This is a genomic window from Streptomyces spiroverticillatus (genome assembly GCA_014650415.1).
Taxonomy (GTDB): Bacteria; Actinomycetota; Actinomycetes; order Streptomycetales; family Streptomycetaceae; genus Streptomyces; species Streptomyces spiroverticillatus.
On record BMUX01000047.1, the window covers coordinates 1 to 11476 of the forward strand.

Genomic DNA, 11476 nt, shown 5'->3' on the forward strand with positions numbered 1-11476 from the left:
AACCCGCCCCGCCCGCGCCCGGCCACCCCCACCCCCCAACCCCCCTCCGCCGCCTCACCCTCACCACCCCCGACACCCGCATCGACCTCGCCCTCCCCGCCGACCTCCCCCTCGCCGACCTCCTCCCCGAGCTCCTCCGCCTCTCCGGCCTCCGCCCCACCCCCTTCGCCCCCGTCGGCCACCGCCTCCTCCGCCGTGACGGCACCGCCCTCGACCCCTCCCGCACCCTCGCCGCCCAACGCGTCCTCGACGGCGAGATCCTCGCCCTGCGCCCCTTCGCCGAGTCCCTCGCCCCACCCGTCTTCGACGACGTCTGCGACGAGGTCGCCTCCGCCGTCGCCCGCGACCGCACCCTCTGGAGCGATCAACTCACCCGCACGGCAGGCCTGTTCGCCGCCTCCTCGCTCCTCACCCTCCTCGCCTTCGCCCTCTGGAGGGCCGACCCCGGCCGCAGCCTGCCCACCGTCCTCGCCACGGTCACCGCCGTCCTCCTCCTCGCCCTCGCCGCCGTACGCACCCGGGTGTACGAGGACCAGGCCGCCGCCCTCGCCCTCGGCCTCCCCGCCCTCGCGCACGCCGCACTCGCCGCCACCGCCCTCGGCGGAGACTCCGGCCGCCTCCAGACCCTCCTGGCCTGCGCCGCCGTCCTCCTCGCCTCCGTACTGCTGACCCTGGCCACCCGCACCCCGGCAGGACCCGCACAAGGAGAAGGAGCCGGCCCCGCCGACACCCCCTTCCTCGCCACCGCGACCGCCGCCGCCACCGGCCTGCTGCTCACCTTCACCGGCACCCTCGCCGGCCTCACCCCCGCCCGCACCGCCGCCCTCGGCGTCCCCCTCCTGGTCGGTGCCCTCGCCTGCCTCCCCGGCCTCGCCGCCCGCTTCGCGCACCTCCCCGTGGGCTTCGCCCCGCCCCGTACCGCCACCACCCCCGAAACCGACGACACAGGCCCCACCGACCCCACCACCCCCACCGACCTCGCCCGCCGCACCCACCGTGCCCACCAGCTCCTCACCGCACTCATCGGCGGCTGCGCCCTCACCGCCACGGCCTGCGCCGCCGTCCTCGGCTTCTCCGGCGGACTCAGCGCCCAGCTCCTCGCCCTGGCCCTCGGCGTCGCCTTCCTCCTGCGTGCCCACCTCTTCCGCCACACCGCCCAGGCCGCCTGCACCCTCGGCGCGGGCCTCGCCGCCCTGCTCCTGCTCGGGCTCGGCCTCGCCCTGAACCCGCCGCACACCAGTGCCGCCGCACTGGACCTGCGTACGATCGTCGTATCGGCGGTCACCGCCACCGCCGCTGCGATCCTGACCGCCGTCGCGCTGGTCGTCCCCAAGAAGGGCGTCACCCCGTTCTGGGGCCGCTTCCTGGAGCTGGCCGAGGGATGCGTGCTGCTGACCCTCGTACCCCTGTGCCTGGCCGTCTTCGACGCGTACCGCACCCTGCGGGGCCTGGGCCCCAGGTAAACCTGGCAAGGCCCGCACAAACCGCCTGGTACTCTGACCTACGGCCGTTTGTGTACGCGCCCGTCGGAGTCTCCCCGGAGCTCTGGGGGCTGCGCCCAGCGGATCCCCGCCTCCCGAGTAACGGAAGCTCCCCTGAGACCAAGACCAGGGGCACTCGGTGGCAGTCACTTCACTCACGAGGAGTACGCATGGCTCTCGACGCCGCTGTAAAGAAGCAGATCATGTCCGAGTTCGGCCAGAAGGAGGGCGACACGGGCTCCCCCGAGGTCCAGGTCGCCATGCTTTCCCGTCGTATCTCGGACCTGACCGAGCACCTGAAGACGCACAAGCACGACCACCACTCCCGCCGGGGTCTGCTGATCCTGGTCGGCCAGCGTCGTCGCCTGCTCCAGTACCTCGCCAAGAAGGACATCCAGCGCTTCCGTGCGCTGGTCGACCGCCTCGGCATCCGCCGCGGTGCGGCCGGCGGCGCCAAGTAAGACGCCACGAAGGGAGCGGTTCCCGCCTACTGGGGCCGCTCCCTTTGCCGTACGTACAGAGCTTGTACGTGCACGACATACCGGTCGCCACTTAGGCTGGTATGCGAACCCCCGCAGTAACCGCTGCGAACGCAGCACCAACCGCTGCGAATGCGGCACCGCTGCCGAGCGCAGCACCGTACGACGAACGAAACACAAAGAAGCAGCGAGAAGCGGCGCAGCCCAGCCCGCCGGTCCTCGGTAGTGGCCCCCGGAGAAACATGACCCCGGGTGCTTCGATCGAAGACCGGCCCGCACCACGGAGCGCGCCCTTCTCGCCCACCGTCCCTCGCCACACGGGCGCAGGAGACGAAGACGAGGAGAAAACGCTAGTGGAGAACGAGACCCACTACGCCGAGGCCGTCATCGACAACGGCACCTTCGGCACCCGCACCATCCGCTTCGAGACGGGCCGCCTGGCCAAGCAGGCCGCCGGCTCCGCCGTCGCGTACCTGGACGACGACACCATGGTGATGTCGGCCACGACCGCCTCGAAGCGCCCCAAGGACCAGCTCGACTTCTTCCCCCTCACGGTGGACGTCGAAGAGCGCATGTACGCCGCCGGCAAGATCCCCGGCAGCTTCTTCCGCCGTGAGGGCCGGCCCTCCGAGGACGCGATCCTCACCTGCCGCCTGATCGACCGGCCGCTGCGCCCCTCCTTCAAGAAGGGCCTGCGCAACGAGATCCAGATCGTCGAGACGATCATGGCGCTCAACCCCGACCACCTGTACGACGTGGTGGCCATCAACGCCGCGTCCTGCTCCACGATCCTGGCGGGCCTGCCCTTCTCCGGCCCGATCGGCGCCACCCGCGTCGCCCTGATCAAGGGCCAGTGGGTCGCGTTCCCGACGCACACCGAGCTCGAGGACGCCGTCTTCGACATGGTCGTCGCCGGTCGCGTCCTGGAGGACGGCGACGTCGCGATCATGATGGTCGAGGCCGAGGCCACCGAGAAGACCATCCAGCTCGTCAAGGACGGCGCCGAGGCCCCGACCGAAGAGGTCGTCGCCGCCGGTCTCGAGGCCGCGAAGCCGTTCATCAAGAACCTCTGCAAGGCCCAGTCGGACCTCGCCGCCAAGGCTGCCAAGCCCACCGGCGAGTTCCCGGTCTTCCTCGACTACCAGGACGACGTCCTGGAGGCCCTCACCAAGGCCGTCAAGTCGGAGCTCGCCCAGGCGCTCACCATCGCCGGCAAGCAGGAGCGCGAGGCCGAGCTGGACCGCGTCAAGGACATCGCCGCCGAGAAGCTGCTCCCGGCCTTCGAGGGCCGCGAGAAGGAGATCTCGGGTGCGTACCGCGCGCTGACCAAGAAGCTGGTCCGCGAGCGCATCATCAAGGACAAGGTCCGCATCGACGGCCGCGGGATCACGGACATCCGTACCCTCGCCGCCGAGGTCGAGGCCATCCCGCGCGTGCACGGCTCCGCCCTGTTCGAGCGTGGCGAGACCCAGATCCTGGGCGTCACCACCCTCAACATGCTGCGCATGGAGCAGATGCTGGACACCCTCTCCCCGGTGACCCGCAAGCGCTACATGCACAACTACAACTTCCCGCCGTACTCCGTCGGCGAGACGGGCCGCGTCGGCTCCCCGAAGCGCCGCGAGATCGGCCACGGCGCGCTCGCCGAGCGCGCGATCGTGCCGGTCCTGCCGACGCGCGAGGAGTTCCCCTACGCGATCCGCCAGGTCTCCGAGGCGCTGGGCTCCAACGGCTCCACCTCGATGGGCTCGGTCTGCGCCTCCACCATGTCGCTGCTGAACGCCGGTGTGCCGCTCAAGGCCCCCGTCGCCGGTATCGCCATGGGCCTCATCTCCGAGGAGATCGACGGCAAGACGCACTACGTCGCGCTGACCGACATCCTCGGCGCCGAGGACGCGTTCGGCGACATGGACTTCAAGGTCGCCGGTACGAAGACCTTCGTCACCGCCCTCCAGCTCGACACCAAGCTCGACGGCATCCCCGCCTCGGTCCTGGCCGCCGCGCTGAAGCAGGCCCGTGACGCGCGTCTGCACATCCTCGACGTGATGAACGAGGCCATCGACGTCCCGGACGAGATGTCCCCGAACGCGCCGCGCATCATCACCGTCAAGATCCCGGTGGACAAGATCGGTGAGGTCATCGGCCCCAAGGGCAAGATGATCAACCAGATCCAGGAGGACACCGGCGCCGACATCACGATCGAGGACGACGGCACCATCTACATCGGTGCCGCCGACGGTCCGGCCGCCGAGGCCGCCCGCGCCACGATCAACGGCATCGCCAACCCGACCATGCCGGAGGTCGGCGAGCGCTACCTGGGTACGGTCGTCAAGACCACCACCTTCGGTGCGTTCGTGTCGCTCATGCCGGGCAAGGACGGTCTGCTGCACATCTCGCAGATCCGCAAGCTCGCCGGCGGCAAGCGCGTGGAGAACGTCGAGGACGTGCTCGCGGTCGGCACCAAGGTGCAGGTCGAGATCGCCGAGATCGACTCCCGCGGCAAGCTCTCCCTGATCCCGGTCATCGAGGGTGAAGAGAACGAAGAGAAGAAGGACGACGCCTAAAAGTGACGTCCCGTAGTTCCGTGACGACGGCCCGCACCTCCTCGGAGGGGCGGGCCGTCGCCCGTACCCAAACGCTTCTCAAGGGCGAGAACGGCATCGGTACGGTCCGCAGGACCACCCTCCCCGGCGGCCTGCGCATCGTCACCGAAACCCTCCCCTCCGTCCGCTCCGCCACCTTCGGCATCTGGGTCAACGTCGGCTCCCGCGACGAGACCCCGTCCCTGAACGGCGCGACGCACTACCTCGAACACCTCCTCTTCAAGGGCACCAGCAAGCGCAGCGCCCTCGACATCTCCTCCGCCATCGACGCGGTCGGCGGCGAGATGAACGCCTTCACGGCGAAGGAGTACACCTGCTACTACGCCCGCGTCCTCGACACCGACCTCCCCCTGGCCATCGACACGGTCTGCGACATGCTGACCGGCTCGCTGATCCGCCAGGAGGACGTCGACGCCGAGCGGGGAGTCATCCTCGAAGAGATCGCGATGACCGAGGACGACCCGGGCGACTGCGTGCACGACCTGTTCGCGCACACCATGCTCGGCGACACCCCCCTCGGCCGCCCGGTCCTGGGCACCGTCGACACCATCAACGCGCTCCAGGCCGACCGCATCCGCCGCTTCTACAAGAAGCACTACGACCCCACCCACCTGGTGGTCGCAGCCGCGGGCAACGTCGACCACGCCAAGGTCGTACGCCAGGTCCGCAAGGCCTTCGAGCAGGCCGGCGCCCTCGGCCGCCCCGACGCCACCCCGGTCGCCCCGCGCGCAGGCGCCCGTACGCTCCGGACCTCCGGCCGCGTCGAGCTCCTGAACCGCAAGACCGAACAGGCCCACGTCGTCCTCGGCATGCCGGGCCTCGCCCGCAACGACGAGCGCCGCTGGGCGCTGGGCGTCCTCAACACGGCGCTGGGCGGCGGCATGTCCTCGCGCCTCTTCCAGGAGGTCCGCGAGAAGCGCGGCCTGGCCTACAGCGTGTACTCGTACACCTCGGGCTTCGCCGACTGCGGCCTCTTCGGCGTGTACGCGGGCTGCCGCCCGAGCCAGGTCCACGACGTGCTGAAGATCTGCCGCGACGAACTCGACAAGGTGGCGGCCGACGGCCTCACCGACGACGAGATCCGCCGCGCGGTCGGCCAGCTCTCCGGCTCCACGGTCCTCGGACTCGAGGACACCGGCGCGATCATGAACCGTATCGGCAAGAGCGAACTCGCCTGGGGCGAGCACATGTCGGTCACCGACATGCTCACCCGCATCTCCGAGGTCACCCCGGACGAGGTCAGGGAAGTCGCCCGCGACATCCTGGGACAGCGGCCGTCCCTCTCGGTGATCGGTCCGCTCAAGGACAAGCAGGCCGCCCGCCTCGACGAAGCGGTCGCGTAACCACCCTTCACGGCGTTTAAGGAAGAAGCAATGAGCAAGCTGCGCGTGGCGGTCCTCGGTGCCAAGGGCCGCATCGGCTCCGAAGCGGCCCGGTCCGTCGAGGCCGCCGAGGACCTGGACCTGGTCGCCGCCCTCGACCGGGACGACTCGCTGGAGACCCTCAAGGAATCCGGCGCCCAGGTCGTCATCGACCTGACCCACCCCGACTCGGTGATGGGCAACCTCGAATTCTGTGTACGCAACGGAATGCACGCCGTCGTCGGCACCACCGGCTGGACCGACGACCGCCTCGCGCAGCTGAACTCCTGGCTCGACGCATCCCCCTCGACCGGCGTCCTGATCGCCCCGAACTTCTCCATCGGGGCCGTCCTGACCATGAAGTTCGCGCAGATCGCCGCGCCGCACTTCGAGTCGGTCGAGGTCATCGAGCTGCACCACCCCAACAAGGCCGACGCCCCCTCCGGCACGGCCGCCCGCACCGCCCAGCTGATCGCAGCCGCCCGCGCCGAGGCGGGCAGCCCCGCGATGCCGGACGCCACCTCGACCGCCCTGGACGGAGCCCGCGGCGCGGACGTCGACGGCGTCCCGGTCCACTCGGTCCGCCTGCGCGGCCTCCTGGCCCACCAGGAAGTCCTCCTGGGCGGCGAGGGCGAGACCCTCACCATCCGCCACGACTCGCTCCACCACAGCAGCTTCATGCCGGGCATCCTGCTCGGCACCCGCCGCGTGGTGAGCACCCCCGGCCTCACCTTCGGCCTGGAACACTTCCTCGACCTGAACTGACGGCACCCAGCCATGCGCGCAAAGATCACCTACTTCCTCACGGCAGCCGTCCTGGTCGTCTTCTTCGTCCTGGTCGGCGGCCGTGCCGTCGCCATAATGCAGCTGGGCACCCCGCTCGGCATCGGCCTCGGCCTCGCCGCGCTGATCATCCCGCTCATCGGCGTCTGGTTCCTCTGGAAGAACACCCAGTTCGTACGGAAGGCCAACAAGCTGGCCGCGCTCCTGGACTCCGAAGGGGCCCTGCCCGTCGACGAGTTGCGGCGCACCCCGTCCGGCCGCATCGACCGGGACTCCGCCGACGAGGTGTTCGCCAAGCGCCGCGCGGAGACCGAGGACTCCCCGGGCGACTGGCGCTGCTGGTTCCGCCTGGCCATCGCCTACCAGGACGCCCGGGACACCCCGCGCGCCCGCAAGGCCATGCAACGCGCCATCGCCCTCCACGACGGCAAGCCGGTGCCCACGGCCTGAACGCACACATGAGTAAGGGGCGACCTCCGGGAGGTCGCCCCTTACTTGTGCGCTCTTGTGCCGCTTACTGCTGCCGGTACTCGTCACCCCAGGCCTCGATCGTGTCGGCGGCCCGGTCGAACGCCTCCACCCGCGACAGGAAGTCCGCGTTGTGGTCGGTGAGCAGCGGCGGCAGCGGCGAACCGCCCTGCCGCTCCATCACCAGCGCCTGACCCTGCACCGTGCGCGGCAGCCCGAGCCACCGCACCGGCTGCTGCACGGTCCGTACGTTCGAGGTCTGGTTCCACGGCACCGTGACGGTGCTGAAGAACCCCACCCGGCGCAGCCCGGCCCGGCTGACCCACACCCCGAGCCGCAGGATGCGCAGCGCACAGGCGATCACGACCGCCCCGACGCCGAGCACGATCAGCGCACCGGTCACTTCGGCGGCGAAGGCGATGATCATCGCCGACAGCAGTACGAACGACGCCAGCAACAGCAACAGCGCGGCCGCGCCGACCCGGTAGGGCCCGGGGCGGTACGGCCGCCGCCACTGGTCGTGATCGTCGTACGGCAGCGCAATGTCGTCCGCGCCTGCTTCAAAAGCGCGGTCGGCCGTCAGGAAAGGCAGGGGCACGACTGGTCCTCACTCACAAGCACGCTCGATTCGCTGTGCCCGGTGAGGCTACCGAGAGGGCTCCCGCCGAGCCACCTCAGGGGGTCCGGAAGGATCAACGCCCTTCGGAGGCCTCGGACTGCTGGGCCTTGCCCGGCGCGTTCCCCGGATCGAGCGCGGGAAGCCCGAAGAGCAGTGAACCGACGAGCCCGGCGACCACGGTCAGGCCGATCAGCGAGCGGCCGAGGAGCTGGCTCGCACTGGGACGTTCGGGGGTGGGTGGGACGACGTTACTGCGGAAGCGGTCGGCCTCTGCCACGAAGGCGAACGGGACGGCTTCTCGCCGGCGAAACATGGGTGGCACTCCTCAAATCATCAATCCGGATGTGTCTGCGATGTCCTTGTGATGCCTTCCACAGGCACCTCTACAGAGACAGACGTACAAGCGTCTCACTTGGTGCCCGATTTCCCCGAATTGCTCAAAGAATGTCCCGGCGCCCCGGAACGGACGCCCCTCTCCGCGACGACCTGCGGGCACAGATGTACGGATGGGCCGCACGAGGTGTCCGTATTGCGGCGTTTCGAGAAGTTCATCTAGGCTGATCAAACGGACCCGGCACTGCTTGAACCCCCGAGCAGGCAGTGCCGGTGTCCTCTTCCCGGGGATTCCCGGGCATCCGTCCCCTCCCCGTTGTCCCCCCGAGGGGACACCCCGCGCTGAGCAGCGAGTAGCGTGTTACCCATGGCTCCGATCTCCACTCCGCAGACCCCCTTCGGGCGGGTCCTCACCGCCATGGTCACGCCCTTCACGGCGGACGGCGCACTCGACCTCGACGGCGCTCAGCGGCTCGCCGCCCATCTGGTGGACGCAGGCAACGACGGCCTCGTCGTCAACGGCACCACCGGCGAGTCCCCGACCACCAGCGACGCGGAGAAAAACGACCTGGTACGGGCTGTACTGGAAGCGGTCGGCGACCGCGCCCACGTCGTCGCCGGAGTCGGCACCAACAACACCCACCACAGCCTTGAGCTGGCCCGCGCCGCCGAGCAGATCGGCGCCCACGGCCTCCTCGCGGTCACGCCGTACTACAACAAGCCGCCGCAGGAGGGCCTGCTGCGCCACTTCACGGCCATCGCGGACGCCACCGAGCTCCCGGTCATGCTGTACGACATCCCCGGCCGCAGCGGCGTACCGATCAACACCGAGACGATCGTCCGCCTCGCCGAGCACCCCCGGATCGTCGCCAACAAGGACGCCAAGGGCGACCTGGGCCGCGCCAGCTGGGCCATCGCCCGCTCCGGCCTCGCCTGGTACTCCGGCGACGACATGCTCAACCTCCCGCTGCTCTCCGTCGGCGCCTGCGGCTTCGTCTCCGTCGTCGGCCACGTCGTCACCCCGGAGCTCCGCGCCCTCCTCGACGCCCACCTCGGCGGCGACGTGCAGAAGGCCACCGAGCTCCACCAGAAGCTGCTCCCGGTCTTCACCGGCATGTTCCGCACCCAGGGCGTCATCACCACGAAGGCCGCACTCGCCCTCCAGGGCCTGCCCGCCGGCCCGCTGCGACTGCCCCTCGTCGAGCTCTCCGCCGACGAAACCCACCAGCTCAAGATCGATCTCGCCGCGGGCGGGGTACAGCTCTGAACACAGACTTCACAACTGAATACGCATGACCGAGCACCACCGGGCTAACGCCCCCCACCACGTACCCACACGTGCCCTTCGAGCACGTCATGACATGCGCGCCACGCACTCTCCCCACGAGCCCGTGACGCGCATGGTAAGGAGAGTCTTTTGAGTCATCCGCACCCCGAACTCGGCGCCCCCCCGAAGCTGGCCAAGGGCGGCCTGCGCGTCACCCCGCTGGGCGGTCTCGGTGAGATCGGCCGCAACATGACCGTCTTCGAATTCGACGGCCGCCTCCTGATCGTCGACTGCGGCGTCCTCTTCCCCGAGGAGGAGCAGCCGGGCATCGACCTGATCCTGCCCGACTTCACCTCGATCAAGGACCGCCTCGACGACATCGAGGGCATCGTCCTGACCCACGGTCACGAGGACCACATCGGAGGCGTCCCCTACCTCCTCCGCCTCAAGCCCGACATCCCCCTCATCGGCTCCAAGCTGACCCTCGCCCTGATCGAGGCCAAGCTCCAGGAGCACCGCATCCGCCCGTACACCCTCGAGGTGGCCGAGGGCGACCGCGAGGGCCTGGGCCCCTTCGACTGCGAGTTCGTCGCGGTCAACCACTCCATCCCGGACGCGCTGGCCGTCGCCATCCGCACCCCCGCGGGCATGGTCGTCGCCACCGGCGACTTCAAGATGGACCAGCTCCCGATGGACGGTCGCCTCACCGACCTCCACGCGTTCGCGCGCCTGAGCGAGGAGGGCATCGACCTCCTCCTCTCGGACTCCACGAACGCCGAGGTCCCGGGCTTCGTCCCGCCCGAGCGCGACATCTCCAACGTGCTCCGCAACGTCTTCGCGAGCGCCAACAAGCGCATCATCGTCGCGAGCTTCGCCAGCCACGTGCACCGCATCCAGCAGATCCTGGACGCCGCCCACGAGTACGGCCGCCGCGTCGCCTTCGTCGGCCGCTCGATGGTCCGCAACATGGGCATCGCCCGCGACCTCGGCTACCTGCGCGTCCCCGCCGGCCTGGTCGTCGACGTCAAGACCCTCGACGACCTCCCCGACGAGGAAGTCGTGCTCGTCTGCACCGGCTCCCAGGGCGAGCCGATGGCCGCCCTCTCCCGGATGGCCAACCGCGACCACCAGATCCGCATCGTCCCCGGCGACACGGTCATCCTGGCCTCGTCCCTCATCCCGGGCAACGAGAACGCGGTCTACCGCGTCATCAACGGCCTGACCCGCTGGGGTGCCAACGTCGTCCACAAGGGCAACGCCAAGGTGCACGTCTCCGGCCACGCCTCGGCCGGCGAGCTGCTGTACTTCTACAACATCTGCAAGCCCAAGAACCTGATGCCGGTCCACGGCGAATGGCGCCACCTGCGCGCCAACGCCGAACTGGGCGCCCTCACCGGCGTCCGCAAGGACCACATCGTCATCGCCGAGGACGGTGTCGTCGTCGACCTGATCGACGGCCGCGCCAAGATCGTCGGCAAGGTCCAGGCCGGTTACGTGTACGTCGACGGCCTCTCGGTCGGCGACGTCACCGAGACCCACCTCAAGGACCGCCGCATCCTCGGTGACGAGGGCTTCATCTCGGTCTTCGTCGTGGTCGACAGCTCCACCGGCAAGATCGTCGGCGGCCCGACCTTCCACGCCCGGGGCTCCGGCATCGACGACTCCGCCTTCAACGCCGTCACCCCGAAGATCGAGGAATCCCTCGCTCGCTCGGCGGCCGACGGAGTGATGGAAGCGCACCAGATCCAGCAGCTCATCCGTCGCTCGGTGGGCAAGTGGGTGTCCGACACCTACCGCCGCCGCCCGATGATCCTCCCGGTCGTCGTCGAGGTCTGACCGAGGTCTCACTACCTCATCTCCTGGAGCGGGGCACCTCGATTTGCATCGGGGCGCCCCGCTCCAGTACGTTTACGGCTCCACCTCACCGGGAAGCAGCGCACGTCCGCGTGTCTGCACGAACCGGAGGGGGTTGGAAATTCCGACTCAGAACTTCTGATAAAGTCGGAACCGCCGGAAAGGGAAAACGCGAAAGCGAAGAACCTGGAAAGCACCGAGGAAATCGGCACTGGAAACAGTCTGATA

Annotated in this window: 10 protein-coding genes; 8 read left to right on the forward strand and 2 right to left on the reverse strand. The window is 69.5% G+C overall.

The window, feature by feature from the left end; genetic code table 11:
• The 6 genes from eccD to IE269_RS42435 all read left to right on the forward strand — a co-directional run.
• Positions 1–1463 (forward strand): type VII secretion integral membrane protein EccD (gene eccD / locus IE269_RS42410; protein WP_474200945.1); only part of this gene is annotated, 1463 nt, incomplete at its 5' end.
• 188 nt (positions 1464–1651) lie between these two features.
• On the forward strand, positions 1652–1942 hold the full coding sequence (rpsO, locus tag IE269_RS42415; protein WP_185034549.1) for a 30S ribosomal protein S15: 291 nt from the start codon (positions 1652–1654) through the stop codon (positions 1940–1942).
• A 371-nt stretch (positions 1943–2313) separates the two neighbouring features.
• Positions 2314–4524 carry a polyribonucleotide nucleotidyltransferase gene (locus IE269_RS42420; RefSeq protein WP_189828719.1) on the forward strand — a complete coding sequence of 737 codons (2211 nt, stop codon included), beginning with the start codon at positions 2314–2316 and terminating at the stop codon, positions 4522–4524.
• Between the two features lie 2 nt (positions 4525–4526).
• Positions 4527–5906, forward strand: a complete 1380-nt coding sequence (locus tag IE269_RS42425; protein ID WP_189828720.1) for a M16 family metallopeptidase — start codon at positions 4527–4529, stop codon at positions 5904–5906.
• Positions 5907–5936: 30 nt separating this feature from the next.
• Positions 5937–6689: a 4-hydroxy-tetrahydrodipicolinate reductase gene (dapB, locus tag IE269_RS42430; protein ID WP_189828721.1), complete on the forward strand. Its 753-nt coding sequence runs from the start codon at positions 5937–5939 to the stop codon at positions 6687–6689.
• Positions 6690–6701: 12 nt separating this feature from the next.
• Positions 6702–7157 (forward strand): hypothetical protein, encoded by a 456-nt coding sequence (locus IE269_RS42435; RefSeq protein WP_189828722.1) that lies wholly within the window; start codon positions 6702–6704, stop codon positions 7155–7157.
• A gap of 64 nt (positions 7158–7221) precedes the next feature.
• On the opposite strand, the gene IE269_RS42440 is transcribed toward IE269_RS42435, so the two are convergent.
• Positions 7222–7773, reverse strand: coding sequence for a hypothetical protein (locus tag IE269_RS42440; RefSeq protein ID WP_189828723.1), 552 nt, complete (start codon positions 7771–7773; stop codon positions 7222–7224).
• Between the two features lie 94 nt (positions 7774–7867).
• Entirely contained in the window at positions 7868–8107 is a 240-nt protein-coding gene (locus IE269_RS42445) for a hypothetical protein (protein WP_189828724.1), read from the reverse strand.
• Between the two features lie 387 nt (positions 8108–8494).
• On the opposite strand from IE269_RS42445, the gene dapA reads away from it, so the two are divergent.
• On the forward strand, positions 8495–9394 hold the full coding sequence (dapA, locus tag IE269_RS42450) for a 4-hydroxy-tetrahydrodipicolinate synthase (RefSeq protein WP_189828725.1): 900 nt from the start codon (positions 8495–8497) through the stop codon (positions 9392–9394).
• Positions 9395–9544: 150 nt separating this feature from the next.
• Complete coding sequence (locus tag IE269_RS42455) at positions 9545–11230, forward strand: ribonuclease J (protein ID WP_189828726.1); 1686 nt, start codon at positions 9545–9547, stop codon at positions 11228–11230.
• Positions 11231–11476: the final 246 nt, after the last annotated feature.